At 67.7% G+C, this 16781-nt stretch carries 16 protein-coding genes and 3 pseudogenes; 7 read left to right on the top strand and 12 right to left on the bottom strand.

Annotated features, from left to right (window positions below; genetic code table 11):
* Window positions 1–394 precede the first annotated feature (394 nt).
* Complete coding sequence (locus OHA98_RS40485) at window positions 395–733, top strand: DUF6415 family natural product biosynthesis protein (RefSeq protein WP_323179721.1); 339 nt, start codon at window positions 395–397, stop codon at window positions 731–733.
* Window positions 734–850: 117 nt separating this feature from the next.
* Here the strand turns inward: OHA98_RS40485 and OHA98_RS40480 are convergent, their stop codons facing one another.
* Window positions 851–952, bottom strand: coding sequence for a helicase (locus OHA98_RS40480; protein WP_266933285.1), 102 nt, complete (start codon window positions 950–952; stop codon window positions 851–853).
* Window positions 953–1095: 143 nt separating this feature from the next.
* Window positions 1096–1341 carry a helicase associated domain-containing protein gene (locus OHA98_RS40475; protein ID WP_266933284.1) on the bottom strand — a complete coding sequence of 82 codons (246 nt, stop codon included), beginning with the start codon at window positions 1339–1341 and terminating at the stop codon, window positions 1096–1098.
* An 830-nt stretch (window positions 1342–2171) separates the two neighbouring features.
* Between OHA98_RS40475 and OHA98_RS40470 the strand changes: the two genes are divergently transcribed.
* Window positions 2172–2492 (top strand): MerR family transcriptional regulator, encoded by a 321-nt coding sequence (locus tag OHA98_RS40470; protein WP_266933282.1) that lies wholly within the window; start codon window positions 2172–2174, stop codon window positions 2490–2492.
* A 653-nt stretch (window positions 2493–3145) separates the two neighbouring features.
* On the opposite strand, the gene OHA98_RS40465 is transcribed toward OHA98_RS40470, so the two are convergent.
* The 4 genes from OHA98_RS40465 to OHA98_RS40450 form a co-directional block, all read right to left on the bottom strand.
* Window positions 3146–3448 carry a hypothetical protein gene (locus tag OHA98_RS40465; protein WP_266933280.1) on the bottom strand — a complete coding sequence of 101 codons (303 nt, stop codon included), beginning with the start codon at window positions 3446–3448 and terminating at the stop codon, window positions 3146–3148.
* On the bottom strand, window positions 3406–3942 hold the full coding sequence (locus OHA98_RS40460; protein WP_266933279.1) for a hypothetical protein: 537 nt from the start codon (window positions 3940–3942) through the stop codon (window positions 3406–3408). Before OHA98_RS40460 ends, OHA98_RS40465 begins: the two co-directional genes overlap by 43 nt.
* A gap of 111 nt (window positions 3943–4053) precedes the next feature.
* A complete protein-coding gene (locus OHA98_RS40455; RefSeq protein WP_266933277.1) occupies window positions 4054–4314 on the bottom strand; it encodes a hypothetical protein in 261 nt (86 codons plus the stop codon).
* Between the two features lie 279 nt (window positions 4315–4593).
* Window positions 4594–5010 (bottom strand): hypothetical protein, encoded by a 417-nt coding sequence (locus tag OHA98_RS40450; RefSeq protein WP_266933275.1) that lies wholly within the window; start codon window positions 5008–5010, stop codon window positions 4594–4596.
* A 99-nt stretch (window positions 5011–5109) separates the two neighbouring features.
* Between OHA98_RS40450 and OHA98_RS40445 the strand changes: the two are divergent.
* The 3 genes and pseudogenes from OHA98_RS40445 to OHA98_RS40435 form a co-directional block, all read left to right on the top strand.
* Window positions 5110–5259 (top strand): annotated as a pseudogene (locus OHA98_RS40445) (transposase); the annotation flags it as partial.
* A 186-nt stretch (window positions 5260–5445) separates the two neighbouring features.
* Window positions 5446–5694, top strand: a complete 249-nt coding sequence (locus tag OHA98_RS40440; RefSeq protein WP_266933383.1) for a hypothetical protein — start codon at window positions 5446–5448, stop codon at window positions 5692–5694.
* Between the two features lie 95 nt (window positions 5695–5789).
* Entirely contained in the window at window positions 5790–5999 is a 210-nt protein-coding gene (locus OHA98_RS40435; RefSeq protein ID WP_266933274.1) for a hypothetical protein, read from the top strand.
* A gap of 349 nt (window positions 6000–6348) precedes the next feature.
* Here OHA98_RS40435 and OHA98_RS40425 read toward each other — a convergent pair.
* From OHA98_RS40425 to OHA98_RS42825, 4 genes and pseudogenes are all read right to left on the bottom strand, one after another.
* Window positions 6349–6610 (bottom strand): annotated as a pseudogene (locus OHA98_RS40425) (transposase); the annotation flags it as partial.
* A gap of 38 nt (window positions 6611–6648) precedes the next feature.
* Entirely contained in the window at window positions 6649–9531 is a 2883-nt protein-coding gene (locus OHA98_RS40420) for a tetratricopeptide repeat protein (RefSeq protein WP_323179720.1), read from the bottom strand.
* A 257-nt stretch (window positions 9532–9788) separates the two neighbouring features.
* Window positions 9789–10160 (bottom strand): helicase associated domain-containing protein, encoded by a 372-nt coding sequence (locus OHA98_RS40415; protein WP_266933271.1) that lies wholly within the window; start codon window positions 10158–10160, stop codon window positions 9789–9791.
* Window positions 10139–10201 (bottom strand): annotated as a pseudogene (locus OHA98_RS42825) (hypothetical protein); the annotation flags it as partial. The gene OHA98_RS40415 and the pseudogene OHA98_RS42825, both read right to left, overlap by 22 nt.
* 577 nt (window positions 10202–10778) lie before the next feature.
* Between OHA98_RS42825 and OHA98_RS40410 the strand changes: the two are divergent.
* Window positions 10779–11342, top strand: a complete 564-nt coding sequence (locus OHA98_RS40410) for a YdeI family protein (RefSeq protein WP_266933269.1) — start codon at window positions 10779–10781, stop codon at window positions 11340–11342.
* 350 nt (window positions 11343–11692) lie between these two features.
* Here OHA98_RS40410 and OHA98_RS40405 read toward each other — a convergent pair whose 3' ends face one another.
* Window positions 11693–12673: a YafY family protein gene (locus tag OHA98_RS40405; protein ID WP_266933267.1), complete on the bottom strand. Its 981-nt coding sequence runs from the start codon at window positions 12671–12673 to the stop codon at window positions 11693–11695.
* A 116-nt stretch (window positions 12674–12789) separates the two neighbouring features.
* Between OHA98_RS40405 and OHA98_RS40400 the strand changes: the two genes are divergently transcribed.
* Window positions 12790–13731: an alpha/beta fold hydrolase gene (locus OHA98_RS40400; RefSeq protein WP_266933377.1), complete on the top strand. Its 942-nt coding sequence runs from the start codon at window positions 12790–12792 to the stop codon at window positions 13729–13731.
* 355 nt (window positions 13732–14086) lie between these two features.
* Here the strand turns inward: OHA98_RS40400 and OHA98_RS40395 are convergent, their stop codons facing one another.
* On the bottom strand, window positions 14087–16747 hold the full coding sequence (locus OHA98_RS40395) for a DEAD/DEAH box helicase (RefSeq protein WP_266933265.1): 2661 nt from the start codon (window positions 16745–16747) through the stop codon (window positions 14087–14089).
* Between the last annotated feature and the right edge of the window lie 34 nt (window positions 16748–16781).

Genomic DNA, 16781 nt, shown 5'->3' with positions numbered 1-16781 from the left:
TGCGGCCGCCAGGGCGTGACACCGCGGGTCCCGTTCGGGTGGCTGGCCGGGACCCGCAGCGTGGCCAAGCTATGTCTTGGGAGCCGGGCTCTCTGGCGTCTTCGAGTACCGCTCCCACGATCGGGTGACCGGGGCCGCGGAAGACGAGCGGCCGGCAGGCGAGGGCGGCATTCCCGCTCGGATGCCCCGGCTTGCCGTCCTGGTCTGGAGCGGGTGTGTGGGGGTTGCATAGGGTTGCAGTCGGGGGAGACCCATCCGGTGGGGGTGGCGGCGGCGATTGAGCATCAGGTGGCGGCCGGCTGCCGGAGACTTCGTGAAACCCCTGGGGTGAGGCCTGATGAAACTGAACACGCACACTGTTCTCCATTACCCGCGCGGGTTGTTCGGTGCCCGGTTGCCCCTGGATCGCGCCCCCTACGAGTGTTTGGTCGCCGCGGTCCTGTCCTGGGCCGACCGGGTCGCCCTCACCCCGCACGATTTCGAGCAGATCGCCCTGCAGCTGACCGGTCACGCCCGTGCCGTCGCCACCGACGTCCGCCACCACACCGATCTCCTGGACGAGGACACCGGCCCCCGAGCCCTGGCCGAGATCCTCCTCGCCGAAGCCCAACGCCGCCTGAGCACACCTCACCAGGGCACCCTGCACTGCGTGCAGAACCGGGCCCGCCTCATCCGCGCCCTCTACGAACGCCTCGACCGCCTCCAGACCGCCCCGGGCAACGCGACCACCTGAACCGCCACCGGCCACCGCAGCCGACAGCACGAGACCCCGGGTGACACCACCCCGGGGTCTCTGCGCGGCATGACGTGACGTCTCTCCGGCGGGTTCAGCGACCGGCTACGGCCGGCGTCACGCCCATTCCACCCCGAGCCCGGCGAGGACCTCGCGGTGTTCCTGGGTGAGCCGGTCGCGTCGGCTCCTGGTGTTGCTGATGAACACACCGAGCTTCACGACGTGCTCCTGGCCGTCGACGGGCTCCTCATGCTTCCCGGGGACCGGCCTTTCGTGCCCTTCGCACTGGAGGTACGGGCGAGCGCCGCGACCCCGCCGAAACGGCGCCGACAACCCACCCGCCCCCTTCGCCGCGCGTGCCTTCACCGGGGCGGCACAGGCTTGTCGGGTGTCACGCCGAGCCCGCCGAGCCGCTCCTGCTGTACGGCGCTCAGCTGCGCCCAGGTGTGTGCCTTCCGCTGCCGTGCCAACCACTTCTCAGATCGTCCCTCGAAGAGCACGCCGGGTTGGATGTCGGGGAGGGATCCGCCGGCCTCGGTGTCGGCGAGATCGGCGAGGACCCAGTGGTGCCGTTGCCAGTCCAGCGGCCATGGCAGTCCAGTCCTCATCGATGGCACCACACCATCCCCTCCTGGTCGAGGAGGGGGGAGGTTGTCTTCGTTTCGGGCTCGCGAAAATCTATGTTGGTCAGGGTAGACATTGGGTGGTGGTGTGGTTATGGTTTCTCTCGTAGCCGAGATCGAGCAGGGCCCGGCAGAAACGAACTGCCGGGCTGCAGTACCCGTAGTTGCAGTTCGCAGGGCGGTGCGGTGGTGGAGTTCCGGAGCCAGGTTTGTTGCAGGAAGGCGACGGGACTGACGACCGGACCGGGTGGCCCGCAGTAGTCAGGGGCCGCCGTGAGCAGCACCGCAGTATCCGCAGTAGCAGTACCCGTAAGTGCAGTTCGCGGTACCCAGCAGTGAAGTCAAGTGAGCGGTTCCTCGGTGAAGGCGTCGGCTGCGGGCGCGCGTGCCGGGAGGTTCGGCAGTGGGGTTCCAAGCCAGAGCAGACGCAGGACGGGCGACGGGGCTGGCTGCCGAAGAGTGGCGCTACCGCAGGCCACTGAGCGGTTCGCATCACCATTCGCATCACCAGCAGTACGCAACAGAGCAGTACCGGCAGTAGGTAAGTGATTGATCCCAGAGGGAAGAACGGAGGGGCCAGTCGCCATCAGGATCGCCCGGGCGGAGTGTTGAGCCCGGGTACCGCAGGACATCGATAGTGAGGTGGTCTCCGGTCAAGCAACCGCGATCCCCGCACACGCCCTCATCCCCCGTGGGCCGGTGCGGAACAAGAAGGCCGGGCCAACAACAGGGCCGGCTGATGGTGTAGCAGTTCCTTCGGGGCCCGGGTGCCACATGGCACCCGGGCCCCTCCACGCGTTCCATGAGAGGTGCAAGTGACAGCAGACGACTCGTTCGGCCGACTCGACGACGACGACTACCCCGCCTACACCATGGGCCGGGCCGCCGAAATACTCGGCACCACCCACGGCTTCCTCCGAGCCATCGGCGAAGCCCGCCTCATCACCCCACTCCGCTCCGCAGGCGGCCACCGCCGCTACTCCCGCTACCAGCTGCGCATCGCGGCCCGTGCCCGGGAGCTCGTCGACCAGGGCACCCCGATCGAGTCGGCCTGCCGCATCGTCATCCTCGAGGACCAGCTCGAGGAAGCCCAGCGGATCAACGCCGAATACCGCCGCGGTACCTCGAAGCCGTAGCCATCGGCAGTGCCTTGAGAACCGCGGCCCCACCGGCAGGCACCGGCAGAGTGCGGGCGTTGCCCTGCCGGTATTGGCGTGGGGCTGCTGTCAGATACTGGAATCCTGCCCAGCAGACCGCCCGGCAGGCGGTAAACCCTGTCGTCCCGCGTCGCGCCAGGCGGCCGAGAGGGAAAGGGGCTGGGCGTTCCGTTCGACGATCGGGTGCTGGTGCCGGGGGCTCCCGGGACGGGCGGCGTGACGGCGTCGTCCCGGGAGCCTCCAGGGGCTGACGCCAAACAGGGACTGGAACCCGGACGCAGCCCGCCCGTCCTCTGGTCCCCGGCGCGGGGGCGGGGCAGTGACGCGCGGAAGGACGGAAAGGGCATCACCTCATCGGCCCGCGTCCGCAGGGCCCGACCCGGTGACCCCGAACGGTGACGCATGGTGTTCCGGTGAGCGGGTTCCGCTGCCCGTGCGACTGCGGCCTGGAGCCCTGCGGAGGGATCGTCCGGTGGAAGCCCGGCGTACTTGGCTCTCCAGCTGCCGCGACTGACGCGACCGGACCCGGCTCCGGGGACGATGCGACGGACATGGACGGGATCTGACCGTGTACACGGTCGCGCCAACGGTCGCGCCCAGGCGGATGGTGGCGGCGGGTGTCATCTCTTCCTTCACCCGTAGTTGAGGTAGGTCCAGGCGGTGCGGACCAGCTTTCGTCCGTCGGCCGGCTGCCACTTCTGGCCGGGCCCGAACAGCGGCTTGATCCCGTTGGGTTCCACCAGCGACTTCGGCTCCATGAGCCAGGGATGGAGACTGCGCTGGAGGTGCTGCAGCGCCCCGCGAACGGCGTCGTCGAACGAGCCCGCTGTCAGCACGTGGTCCGGCACGTTGTAGACGAGGCACTCGGAGAAGTACGACGGCAGCGGATCGATCACCTTCTGCTCGGCGAGGTCGTTCCCGACCGACTTGAGCACGCGGACGACGAACTTGTAGCGGTGGTTGGTGCGCTCGTTCTTGGCCTTCCCGTCACCAGCTGCTGACGGGGCCAGTTGACGATCTCCGTCCCATCACGGCAGTAGACGATGCTCCCCTCGATGCTCTGGCTCAAGGAATCGTCGGTGAACTGCACGTACTTGAAGCAGGGCACGATGCCGGCGCCCGGCCGGCTGCCGGGCACCTCGGGGATGCGGAAAGCGACGTTGTGGCTGTTGTCGACCGTGCCGAACGCGTTCTCCAAGGCCGCGTGCAGCTCCTGCCGTAGCACGCGAGGCTTCCACGGCCCGTCATACCGGTGCATCCAGCGCCCACCGAACCAGAACCTCTGCGGGGCGATCTGTGCGTGGGAAGGGTCGTTGATCTGCACCTTGATGTCGACGTCGCTGTCATTACGCACGTTCGTCCTGTTCGGGTACGACCCCTTCGCCTCCACCGTGATGTCGAGGTTCGCGAAGGCACCGTGGGCGGCCACTGCCTCCCTGACCATCCGCTCGGCACGTTGCTGCCGCTCGGACTCAGCTGACGGTCCATTCGTGCCCCCTCAATACCGGACTACGCCCGAACGGAGTCCCTCAGACCGCATTCACCAGGGCATGCCCTTTCGCACGAGCTTGGGTCTGCAGCGTGAAGCGGCAGCGGGGTCGGCGATCGGGTCAGCGGCGGGGCGTGTCCGCCCCGCCCCCGCCCCCGCCCCGCCCCGCCCCGGCCGGGGTGGTACGGAGCAGGAGGTGGCGATGGCGTGGTCGATCACCGCGGTGAGGGTGGGCAGATCTCGGGTGTAGTCGCCGTTGGTGTGGAGATCGACCGCCAGCCGTACCGCGCCCACCACGGTGAAGACGCGCATCGCCTGGCCCGGCGTCAGCGGTCAGCGCGGCGTGCTCCTGGGTTGGTCTGGTCGGCGGAGAGCCGCTGCACCGAGTCCGGCACGCGCCGCCCGCCGGGCTCGTTGGAGCACCGGCTCTGCGGGGGCGCTGTGTCGCCCGTGGGCGCCGTAACAGCGGTGCGGGACCTCTGCCCCCGGACCCCGCACCAATCGTAGGGCCAGAGAGTGCTTGTCAGGCGTTCTCGTCCTCCCGGTCCGCTAGGGCCTGTTGGGAAAGCCAAGCGACTGCTTCCCTCACGGCTACTGGTACTCGTCATCGGGGCAGTCAGTTCGCTGAAGGTGACCGTCTGCGGACCGGCGGGCCGTTCGCGGCATGGGCACTTCGAGCCAGCGACCGTCGAGGAGCATCCACATTCCGAACACGGCATCGTTCTCGTTGTGCAGCAGCAGTTGGACCGAGTGGGGGCACTTCCAGGGCAATGTCTGGAGTGTGCTGCGGAGCTTTCCGGTGTTGAGGTGATTGAACGTGCCTGAGAGGACATGGCATTCAGCGCCCCCGGGGGTGCCTCCCCAGTGCCCGAGCTGCTGGTCCCCGCTGACCCGCTTGAAGCCGCCGGGGTGCAGGCCGGCGTCAAGGGGATCAAGGCTGATGATGTGCTGAAGCACCGAGTCTTCCAGGTAGCTGAACAGCAATATGACGTCGGTGAAGTCGCTCATCAGTTATCTCTTCCACGTTAGCGGCCAGGGCCTGAGGTGCTGCCACGCACCATCGATCACCGCTCGTCATTCTGCAGCCTGCTCCGCGTTGATCAGGGCATGAAGCGTGGAGATCCGTCTGACGTGCAGTGGGACCGAATGGAGCCGCTGCTGCCGACTGGTCGGAAACCTGGCAGGCCGAGAAAGTGGTCGCGGCGGCGGCTGTTGGACGGAATCCGGTGGAGGACACGGACCGGTGCTCCCTGGCGCGACATGCCGAAACCAACGGCCCGCTCTGGACCGGACCATCGTCTGCTGACGGTTTTGTGTTCTCGTGTTCGGGTGGTGGGGGACGATGTCTCTGTGATCAATGGGGTTGTTTCCTTACGTCTGGCGGCGAGGCGTGGCCGTCGCATTGCCCAGCTCGGTGACGCGGCGGCGGGGTGGGGTGGGGAGGTGCCGGAGGATCCGGGTATCGCCGAGTTGGCCGATCTCCTCGAAGTGGCCGCTGCTGATGTTCCCGCCCGGGCCGGCGAGACCGGGCACACGGCCAGGACCCTTCTGACCGGTGCGGTCGAGGATTTGAGGGCGGCCGCCCGGCTCGGCGGCCTGCTTCCCGCGGTGACCCTGTGGCACCTGCACCGCGCCATGGAACAGGAACACGCCGCGCACCAACACCTGCACCCCCGGACGCCGACAGGATGAACAGAAGGTGCGCAGCCTGGTGGCCGGTCCCTGTACGCACCCGATACGACGGGCCGGTGGCGCTGGGTCCGCGACCTTGGGCCGGAGGTGATGTGATGGGAGAACAGCCCGTCCCGGAGCCTGGTGATACCGCACGCCTCGATCAGCTGGCGGCCCACTGGAGAGCGGCACCGTCGGAGATCCGGCAGGACATCCTCACCGCGGCCGCAGAGGTCCAGAATGCCCCGGAGCCCGGCCGCGTCGCCCACCTGCTGGAAACACTCGGCTGCCTGGAGCTTCCGGACACCCCGGACGGCGCCCCGTGATGCAGGCGGCGCCGACAGCACGAGACCCCGGGCGATGATGCCCGGGGTCTCTCTGTGCAGTGCCGTTCCACCAGTTCAACGACCGATCGCGGCCAATGTCACGTCCACTCCACCCCAAGCTGTACGAGGGTCTCGCGCTGCTCGGGGGGTGAGCCGGTCGCGTCTGCTCTTGGTGTTGCTGATGAACACGCCGAGTTTCACCATGTGCTCCTGGCCATCGACCTCGACGGGTTTCTCGTGCTCCCTCGGGACCGGCCGCTCGTGCCCTTCCCTCTGGAGGTGCTGGGCGAGCGCGGCGACTCCCGCCGGAAGGGCGCCGACAGCCCGCCCGCCCCCTGCACCGCGCGTGCAGGTTCTTGAACCCTCTGCGGACGCGGGCGGGTGTGAGCCTGTTTGCCTCGGTCGGCTTCTCCCAGGGCCTGCGGAGGTCGGCGGCCAGCGGCCGGGCGAGCTGGATCTGGGCGCAGGCGGCGATCACCAGCCAGGCCCACCAGTCGGCCGCTTCCGAGCTGTGGAGCCGGGGCCTGGTCCGCCCGAGGGCCGTGCTCGATGTCGAAGTGGCGGAGAAAGGACTGCCAGCAGACATCGACATCTGCTTCTGTGGCGCCGGTGAGCAGCGTGACGTTGGCACAGGGGCCTTTCTCTCGAATCAACCCGGAGTGTGCTCCGCGATGAGCCGACGGCACTGCCGTGCACGGTTGGCCAGTTCGTCACCCAAAGCGGAGAGCTCATCCAGGTAGCGCAGCAGGTCTGCGGTGGCGTCGTGGTTCGGGCCACCAGCGAGAAGCAATCGGGTTGCTTCCACCACGCTGCTTTCCGGTTCGAGGAGTAGCACCTGGAACAGTCCGAAGAACCTGGTGGCGTCCTCTTCTGGCGTACTCACCGGAGAGGCGAGCAGCTGGTGCCAACGCTCCGCACACCCTTCGAGCCCCGACTCCACTGTGTCAAGCATGAGTTTCTCGAACGCGTAACCGCGATGCCCAACATTGGCTTCGACAGCACGTTCTAGATCCTCCCGGGCTTGGCCGTAGTGGCCTGCTTGCCGGTGTGCCTGTCCGCGAGATGTGAGTACCGAGGCGAGTGTGGGGTTGAGTTCGAGTGCGGTGGTGAGGTCGGTGATGGCCTGGTCGTAGCGGCCTGCTTGCCGGTGAGCCTCTCCTTGAGAGGCGAGTGCCCAGCCGTAGGTGGGGTTGAGTTCGAGTGCGGCGGTGAGGTCGGTGATGGCCTGGTCGTACCAGCCTGCTTGCCGGTGAGCCTCTCCTCGAGACGCGAGTACCCAATCGAGGGTGGGGTTGAGTTCGAGTGCGGCGGTGAAGTCTGCGACGGCCTGGTCGTACCGGTCGGCCTGCCGGTGTGTTTGGCCGCGGTAGCCCAGTGCCCAGGCATCGGTGGGGTTGAGTTCGAGTGCGGCGGTGAGGTCGGTGATGGCCTGGTCGTACCGGCCTAGCTGCCGGTGTGTCTCTCCTCGAGAGGCGAGTGCCCAGCCGTAGGTGGGGTTGAGTTCGAGTGCGGCGGTGAGGTCGGTGATGGCCTGGTTGTACCAGCCAAACTGACTGTGTGTTTGGCCGCGGCGGCCCAGTGCCCAGGCATCGGTGGGGTTGAGTTCGAGTGCGGCGGTGAGGTCGGTGATGGCCTGGTCGTACCGGCCTAGCTGCCGGTGTATCTCCCCACGAGACGCGAGTACCCAGGTGAGTGTGGGGTTGAGTTCGAGTGCGGCGGTGAAGTCTGCGACGGCCTGGTCGTACCGGCCGGTTTCCCCGTGTGTTTGGCCGCGGCTGCCCAGCGCCCAGGCGTAGGTGGGGTCGAGTTCGAGTGCGGCGGTGAGGTCGGTGATGGCCTGGTCGTAGCGGCCGAGCCATCGATGGGTTTCCCCGCGACGAGCCCAGGCACGGGAGTTGCGGGCGTTGTGCTCGATGGCCCGGTCGAACTCGGCGAGCGCATCGTTCTCCCGGTCGCAGAAGTCGAGGCGGATGCCCCGATACGTGGAGGCCCAGCTTCTGCTTTCAGCACTCAGATGGCTGTGGGACAGCAGGGCTCGAAGACACACGAGACCGGGTTCGTCGCCGGTGAGCGCGTCCCGAAGGCGCTCCGCCCAGGAGAGCAGGGCCGTGTCGGTGGTGTCCTGCGCGGCCTGTTCCAGGGTCTCGATCCACTGCCGCAGCACGGTGGCGTCCTGACCCGCAGCGTGCACGAGATCTTCCAGAGCGGCCGTCAGGTACGCAACCGGGTGGGCGCACAGCCGGTGGTACGTCTCGTCGAGGCGGTGCCGGCGCCATCCAGCGTCTCTCCAGCGCTTGGCTTCGGGGAGCCGTTCCTCGGCCGCGGCACGCCAGGCGGCATGAGTGTCAGCGAGCCGCAGATGCGCCGAAGCCCAGCCCTGCGGGGAGTGGATACGCTGCTGGCCTACCATGCTGGCGCGGACTACCGCATGGTAGTGCTTGTAGTCGCCACGGCCACTGACGAACGGCTGCCCACACAGCCACTCCCACAGCCCCTCTGCGCCTGGGCCTGCCGCGGCGGCGAAGATGTCCTCGTTCAGCTGCAACGGCAGCGCGCATGCCCGCACCGCCTCACGCTTCTCCGGGTCCGTGATCCACTGGACGAAGCGCTCGACGGCCACATCGGCGAGGTCTCCGCCCGCGTCGACGTCCTCGACCGTGTGCGGCCGGGCCAGAGCAAGGAGCTCGACGAGCAGCGGAAGCCCCATCGACAGCTGCAGCACCGCTTCCACCACCCCCGGATCGGTCACCTCCCGCGCAGTCAGCAGCGAGCGTGTCTCCGCCTCGGTGAAGACTTCCAACGGCACGTCCGCGACCTGATCCCGCAGCGGCGCCCACTCCCGCTCCGTCAGCTCGTCACGGCCCGCCATCACGACGATGACGTTCGCCGGCACCGGACCAAACTCCTCGTCCAGCAGACTCAGCAGCCACCCGTCCAAGTACTGCGCGGTCTGCTCCCACGTGTCGAAGAACAGCACCACCCACCGCTGCCGACGACACAACCGCTCCAGCTCGCCGACGAAAGCACGGCTCAACCCCGTCTCGTCACCCCGGCTACCGCGCCGCTGGGCACGGGTCCGTGACGCCGACCTAAGCCGGTCCAGCCCCTGGGCCGCAACGTCCGGATTCGCCATCGCCGTCACGACGCCGGCCCCCGGGATCAACGACGCCGCTCCCAACGCGACCTGTGTCACCGCCCGGCTCGATACCGACGCTTCACCCTCCACAGGCGTCGGCTCAGCCTGAACCGCCTGCTCCCGCCTGAACTGCTCGACCGCCTTGTCGAACTCCTTGCACGGCCCCGCCTGCTCCGTCAGCTGTCGGGCCAGCTCGACCAAGGCCTGCTGCACCCCATGGACGTCGTTCTCGTCTACCACTGCCGTCACCGCGTCCGCACGCCTGGCCGCCTCCTGCCACTGCCGCAGCAGCGTGGACTTCCCCACACCACCTACACCGCGCACATGGAACAGAAAGTCCGCCGGAGCCTCCTCGGAGAAAGGGTCCTTCGACAAATTCTCCGTGAACAGCGCCAACTGCGCCCGCCGACCCACGAACCGCGCTTTCGCACGCTGCCGGATCAACGCCCCCCGCGACAGACCCCGCATACCCGACCCCGACATCCCGCCACCCCCGCCACTCGCCTACCTCACCCGGAGGATCACATCACGTCCGCCCACACTTGCTGCGTCAGACGCAGACCATCAGTGTCCAATCCAGAGCTCCCGTCTGTCAGCCAAGCGCAACGAGCGCCAGCATTCAAAAATCTTGCGGTCAGAGCGAACTCGGTGCTCTACGCCGCCCATTGCACCCCGAGCTCGGTGAGGGCCTGGCGTTGTTCGGGGGTGAGCCGGTTGCGTCGGCTCTTGGTGTTGCTGATGAATACGCCGAGTTTCACGACGTGCTCCTGGCCGTCGATGTCGACGGGTTCTTCGTGTTTCCTCGGGACGGGCCGTTCGTGCCCTTCGCGTTGGAGGTACTGCGCAAGGGCTGCGACGCCCCGTCGGAACGGCGCCGACAACCCCCGTCCGCCCCTTTCGTCGCGCGTGCTGTCACCGGGGCGGGGGCAGCTTCGTCGGGTGTCACACCGAGTCCGCCGAGCCGCTCCCGCTGTACGGCGTTCAGCTGCGCCCAGGTGTGTGCCCGGCGTTGCTGCGCGAGCCATTTCCCGAGGTCGTCGTCTTCGAAGAGGACACCGGGCCGGATGTGGGGGAGGGTTCCGCCGGTTTCGGTGTCGGCGAGGATCCGGTGGTGGCGTTGCCAGCCGAGTGGCCAGGGGCAGTTCCAGTCCTGATCGACGGACCAGGTGGTGGAGTTCGTGCGCCAGGCGGTGGAGCTGCCGGGGAGCGCGTTGCCGGCGTACGTGTCGGGTCGGACGGCCGAGCAGTACCGGTCGTGGGTGCGTGAGCGGTACCAGGTCCGCTACGGCGGCCCGGGCTCTGGCCGAGGAGACGATGTGTGTCGAGGCGGCGGCGAAGAACAATTCGGCGGAGTTGATCAACAGCCCGTCTCGCGATCCGAACGCGCCGATCCCGGAGGACGAGGAAGATAGCGGCAGCGCACTTTGAGCTGGGCTGTCCACTCGCGCTGGCGAGGCCCGCGCCTCTTCCGCTCCCTCGGACGAGGGGCCTGCGGCCGATCCGTCCCCGCTCGGCTCGTGTGGTTGCCTGCCCGTCATGGTGATGACACCCCGGCGCAGATCCCGGGCGGCGTGCTGAATCTCGGATTGTCGTACCCGACAGGTTCAATGGAACCGACGAGACGACCGACGGGAGCACCGCGCATGGAGCCAATCTTCTTCTCAAGTCCTGAGGAGTTCCGGGACTGGCTGGAGGAGCACCACGCGACTGCCTCCGAATGCCGGGTGGGCATGTGGAAGAAGGGAACGGGCAAGCCCACGCTGAGCTGGTCGGAGGCGGTTGACCAGGCCCTGTGCTACGGCTGGATCGACGGCCGGCAGAGCCCGATCGACGACTTCTCCTGGACGATCCGTTTCACTCCGCGCAGGCCGCGCAGTAACTGGAGCCTGGTCAACCTCCGTAAGCTCGAGGAGCTGACCGCGCAGGGGCTCATGCGGCCGGCCGGCATCGCGGTGTTCGAAGCCCGTGACCGGGATCGCGAGGAGAAGCCGGTCTTGGAGTTCGAGGCGGCGCAGCTGGCTCGCTTCCAGGCGGAACCGCGGGCGTGGGAGTGGTTCAGCGGGCAGGCGCCGTCCTACCGCAAGCAGGCCGTCCACCATGTCACCAGTGCCAAGCTGGACGAGACTCGCGAGCGGCGGTTGGACCAGCTGATCGCCGACAGCCTGGAGGGGGTGCGGCTCAAACCGTTCCGGCGGCCTGGAAGCTGAGGGTCCGCTGGAGCAGGCCGAGTGCGATCGTGTAGCCCTCCAGTTCGGCCGTTCAGCGCGGGACCTGCCGCTCCAGGCACCCGTCGGGCTTGCCCTTTAGGTGCCCAAGCCCACGGCCGACGATCGACACCGCCGCCCACGAGGCGCCAGCCGCCACTACAGCCTGCACCGCCCGTCGCGACCTCGACCCGGAAGCTTGCCGAGTGCGTGGCGATGCTGGCCCGGCACGAGACGGTCCATCCGCAGCGAGCCAGGCCGGCGGACCCGCCGACTCGTGACCGGGCGTCTGCGGGAAAGGACAAACCCACGCTATTGGGCGGAACTGTTCTCGAAGCCCTGCCTCGTCCGCTTCAAGAAGGGTGGAGGTCTCCGCTGGTGCGCGGCCGGCCGTATCGTTCGACGAGGGCGTTGCCGATCGAGGCCAGGTGGTCTCGGACACCCGGAGGGCCGGTCACCTCGACCCATTCGACCAGCCCGGAGAGCTCGCCGGCGAGCATGTACTCATTGGGGCCGCGGATCACGACCTCGATGCGGCCATCGGTCGTGGAACCTCCCACGTCGAGCCGGTCGCCGAGCGCCATCCGGAGTATGCCTATCCCGTCGGGTGTGCATACCGCCTGGACCTCCAGCGGCGTTCGTTTGCGATCGACCTCTTTGGCGATCTCATTCCAGCTCTCGGCAAGGTCGAAGTCCCCGGGTCGGTGCACAGGGTCGCCGGTCGGGTCGGCGGACGACACGCGGTCGATCCGGAAGACCCGTCGGCCGGTCTCGGTGTTGGAGACGAGGTACCACACAGGACCTTTGGCGACGATGCCCAGCGGGTGGACGGTTCTCCGGGTTTCGGCGCCTTTGCTGTCGACGTAGCCGAGCGACACTTGGACGCCGCTGATCACCGCGTCCTGGAGTTCGTCGAGGAAGCGAGGCGGCCGGTGCTCGATCCGGCTCGCCCCCCATCGCTGCGGGTCTACGACCAGCGACGCCGCCGCTGTCTCGGCCTGCACCTGGAAGGGCTTCGGTAGCGCATGGACGAGCTTGCGCAGAGCTGCTTTCATCGCCGGCGTTGCATCCGAGGCCGGACCGAGAGCCAGGAACAGGGCGCGTGCCTCGCTGGCGGTCAACCCGGACAGGTCGGTACGAGCACCGCCCACCAGGCGCCAGCCGCCGCCTCGGCCCTGCACGGAGTACACGGGCACCCCGGCCATGGCCAGGGCGTCGAGGTCACGGCGGGCGGTGCGCTCGGAGACGTCCAGCTCTCGGGAGACCTCCGCGGCTGTCACCTGCTCGCGCCGTTGGAGCAAGAGGAGTATGGCCACCAGCCGATCGGATCGCATGCAGACAAAACTCTCATAAAAACCGGTCACACGGTGACCGGTTTGGGTAGCAAGCTGGCGACATGACCTCATCGAGGAGGTCGACCACCGGCGAACGCCCCCAGAGAGGAAATGCAGTGATCGATCAAGCAGAATTTCCCGAGCCCACCCTCATCCAGGTCAACGGTGTGGAGCTGGAAGTCTTCGAAGCAGGCCGGGAAAACAAGGGAAAGCCCATCGTGCTCTGCCACGGCTGGCCGGAGCACGCCATCACCTGGCGTCGCCAGATGCCCGTCCTCGCCGCAGCCGGCTACCACGTCATCGCTCCGAACCAGCGGGGATATGGCAACTCATCCCGCCCGGCCGAGGTGACGGACTACGACATCGAACACCTGACGGGCGACCTCGTCGCGCTCCTGGACCACTATGGCTACGAGGACGCCACCTTCGTCGGCCACGACTGGGGTGCGTTCGTCGTCTGGAGCCTGGCCCAGTTGCACCCCGACCGGGTGAACAAGCTGATCAACCTGAGCCTGCCGTACATGGAACGCGGAGAAACGCCGTGGATCGAGGTCATGGAAACCTTCCTCGGCGGTGACTTCTACTTCGTCCACTTCAACCGGCAGCCGGGCGTCGCGGACGCCGTGTTCGATGCCAACCCCTCCCAGTTCATCCGCAACCTCTACCGGAAGAACGTGCCCCCCGCGCCCCCTGAGCCGGGCATGGCATTCATCAATCTCGCCAAGGCGGAAACACCACTCGGTGAACCCGCTATGACCGAGAGTGACCTGGCCGTCATCGTCTCCGCGTTCGAGACGTCGGGATTCACCGGCGGCATCAACTGGTACAGGAACCTCGACCGCAACTGGCACCAGCTGGCGGACGCGGACCCGATCATCAAGCAGCCCACCCTCATGATCTACGGCGACCGGGACTTCGCGGTCCCGAGGTTCGAAAGACTGGCAGAGTTCGTGCCCAACGTGGAAGTGGTCGGCCTGGACTGCGGTCACTGGATCCAGGGGGAAATGCCCGAAGAAACCAACCGCGTGATTTCAGAATGGCTGGACCGGCAGGGCTAGTGTCTCGTGATCCGGTTCGTGTCACCAGTCCCGGCACGCACCCCGCAGCCGTGACGAGAGCCAGCCGGACGCGAAGAACGCGTCCTCTCCCGTTCAGCCGGGGAGGATTTCCCCTCCGGCCAGCTGGACCGGAGGAGACACGGGCGATCGCGTTGGTCTGACTGTAACCACGGACTTCGACCTGCCATTGCCCATGATCAGGAATGCCGGGTTACGTCTTTTCCCGACCGCTTATGACCATGCGTCATGCCCTCTGCCGGACACGGTGCCGACAGCACGAGACCCCGGGCGATGATGCCCGGGGTCTCTCTGTGCAGTGCCGTTCGTCCGGTTCAGCGGCGGGCTGCGGCTGGTGTCACGTCCATTGCACCCCGAGCTCCGCGAGGGCTTGGCGTTGTTCGGGGGTGAGTCGGTGGCGTCGGGTTTTGGTGTTGCTGATGAATACGCCGAGTTTCACCAGGTGCTTCTGGCCGTCGATGTCGACGGGTTCTTCGTGCTTCCTCGGGACCGGCCGTTCGTGTCCTTCCCTCTGGAGGTACTGCGCGAGCGCCGTGACGCCTCGCCGGAAGGGTGCGGACAGCCCGCCCGCCCCTTTCGCCGCGTGCGCCTTCACCGGGGCAGGGGCAGCTTCGTCGGGTGTTACACCGAGCCCGGTCAGCCGTTCCTGCTGCTCACCGCTCAGCTGTGCCCAGGTGTGTGCCTTCCGCTGCTGTGCCAGCCATTTCCCCAGGTCGTCACCCTCGAAGAGGACACCGGGCTGGATGTCGGGGAGGGGCCCGCCGGTCTCGGTGTCGGCAAGGTCCGCGAGGACCCGGTAGTGGCGTTGCCAGTCCAGCGGCCACGAACAGTTCCAGTCCTCATCAATGGTAGCCAGCTGCTCGGCCCGCGTCCCGGCCCGTTCCGGGTCTTTGCTCAGGCCGTCCTTCCTGCGCAGGTTGGCCATGAGCTGCCCGATTGCCACCAGGTCGTCGTCCGCCTCACCCCACACGGCGTCCTGCCGCGGCGCCAGATGCCCATGGGCCCGGCGGAAGGACCGCAGCGCGGCAAGCTTCGCCTCCCATGCTTCGTCCCCTGGTTCCCACACCATCCCCTCCTCATCGAGGAGTTCTTTGCGATGGTCATCGAGCTCACCGGCCCGCTGCGCCCGCCGTTGCTGGTGGACCCACCGCCCCAGCGGGAACCGGGTGACGCCGACTTCGGTCTCGGTGTCGTACGGCACGGCGTAGAGTCCGGTGATCTCATGCTCACCACGCCAGCGTCGCAGGGCTTGGTAGCCGTCGAGCCAGACCAGTGACTCCGGCCGGAATACCCGGGTCCGGAGGAACGCCGCGATCGTCGCGGGATCGCGTGGCGTGGAGAAGTGCAGCAGCGCGGACTCCACCACGGCCTCCGTCCCGTCCTCCAGGGCGACGGCCTCACCCTCCCCTTCGGCCGGGATGATCCGCCCGTCCTCATCCCGTGTCACGTGCACCGGCCGCTCCCGGCTGCTCCGTGTCAGGGCACGCGAAGCCAGCTGCTCGACCAGACGCTCATCATGAGAGCGGAGCCCCTGAAGGAGAGCGACAAGGGGTGCATACGAGGCTGAGGCGATCATGTCGGTGGGGTCCTCGCCGGGGTGCAGCAAGACCGGCACGATGATGCGGGCGGTCTTCGTCGTCCCGTCCGGGTTCGGGCGCAGCGCCCGTCCGATGTTCTGGACGATCTCGACCTGGGAGCCGCGGGTGTCGGCGAAGCAGACGGCTTCGACGCCGCGTTCGCCGACGATGTCGACGCCTTCGCCGAGGATGCGTACGGAGGCGAGGAATGCCCGGTGCACGCGGCGGTCCTCCGGATCAGTCCCGTTGGCGAACTGGCGGAGTACCTCGCGCCGCTCGCTGACGAGGTGGTCGCCGCACAGCCAGTCTGCCCAGACCCGGTCCGGTGGGACGTGCCGGTAGGGCTCCAGCTCGTAGCGCTTGGCCTTGATTGAGGATGCCGGCAGTTTGGCGGCGTCTTTGAGGAACCGGTCGGATGCCTCGGTGGCGTAGAGCTCGGCTGCGGTCTCGGGAAGCTTCTCCGCGAACGCACGCGCCTCCTCGACCCGCTGGTGAAAGGTGAGGACGGTGCGCAGGTTGTGGGCGGCCGCGTGTTCCAGGAGGGCGGTCTGGAGGAGGGCGAGGCGCCGGCCGCGCAGCGCTTCCTCGGACATGCCCGGGACTGGTTCGGGGTCGCGGATCTCGATGACGTCGATCTCGAAGCCCGCGAGGACGCCCCGTTCGATGCTCTCGGAGAGCCCCAGCTCGAAGACCCATTCGCCGTAGGGGCCTGCCGGGTCGGAGGTCATGCTCGCGATCTCCAGCTCCTTGCCGTCCTTGCCCTTCTGCGGCCGAGGCGAGGCAAGGATCCGGGGCGTGGCAGTCAGATACAGGCGGAAGTCAGCCGGGATGCGGGCGTTGTCGTGGATCGCTGCCCACGGACGGCCAAGGTCACCGGCTGTGGAGTGAGCCTCGTCAATGATGGCGAGGTCGAAGCCGCTCATGGACTGCCCGTACAGCCGCTCCCCACCCGCGAGAGCAGCCTCCAGCGGCCCCCGTACCTTCTCCTCGCCCAAGGGGGCGTTGACGTCTTCGCGGTCCACGAGGGAGGCGTACGTGGCGAACACGACCACCGGCCCGCGCCCGGCCCACAACGCCAACTGGATCGGGTTCGTGGTCGTGTTCACCCCGAGCGCCTCCAGGACGTCGTCCTTCTCCAGCGAGCACACCGCCACCATCGGCTCGTTGTGGCCGACCCTGCGCCACACCAGAGTGGTCTGCACGAGGAGATCCAGCGTGGGAACCATGACGAGGATCCGCCCGTCCCTAAAGTTGTCCAGCGCGGCCCAGGCAGCCGTGATGGTCTTGCCGGACCCGGTCGCCGACACAACGGTGGCGCGAGCACCCCTCTCCGGCACAGCGGTTCTTGCAGGGAACCCCACCCACTTCCGGATACGCGCATTCGCATCCACCTGATGTTCCCGCAGCTGAATAGCAGACATTCCCTGGTCCCTTTCTAGGAATTGACCGGCGTGA

The sequence above is a fragment of the Streptomyces sp. NBC_00654 genome (assembly GCF_026341775.1).
Lineage (GTDB): Bacteria > Actinomycetota > Actinomycetes > Streptomycetales > Streptomycetaceae > Streptomyces.
Note: the sequence above shows the minus strand (reverse complement) of the source record. Positions and strands in the feature narration are given on the sequence as shown.

What these genes read in the sequence shown, in the direction of transcription:
- OHA98_RS40475 (WP_266933284.1), bottom strand. Translation starts at nt 1,341, where the DNA reads ATGAGGACTGGACTGCCATGGCCGCTGGACTGGCAACGGCACCACTGG.
- OHA98_RS40455 (WP_266933277.1), bottom strand. Translation starts at nt 4,314, where the DNA reads ATGCGCGTCTTCACCGTGGTGGGCGCGGTACGGCTGGCGGTCGATCTC.
- OHA98_RS40450 (WP_266933275.1), bottom strand. Translation starts at nt 5,010, where the DNA reads ATGAGCGACTTCACCGACGTCATATTGCTGTTCAGCTACCTGGAAGAC.
- OHA98_RS40435 (WP_266933274.1), top strand. Translation starts at nt 5,790, where the DNA reads ATGGGAGAACAGCCCGTCCCGGAGCCTGGTGATACCGCACGCCTCGAT.
- OHA98_RS40415 (WP_266933271.1), bottom strand. Translation starts at nt 10,160, where the DNA reads ATGGCTCGCGCAGCAACGCCGGGCACACACCTGGGCGCAGCTGAACGC.
- OHA98_RS40410 (WP_266933269.1), top strand. Translation starts at nt 10,779, where the DNA reads ATGGAGCCAATCTTCTTCTCAAGTCCTGAGGAGTTCCGGGACTGGCTG.
- OHA98_RS40405 (WP_266933267.1), bottom strand. Translation starts at nt 12,673, where the DNA reads ATGCGATCCGATCGGCTGGTGGCCATACTCCTCTTGCTCCAACGGCGC.
- OHA98_RS40395 (WP_266933265.1), bottom strand. Translation starts at nt 16,747, where the DNA reads ATGTCTGCTATTCAGCTGCGGGAACATCAGGTGGATGCGAATGCGCGT.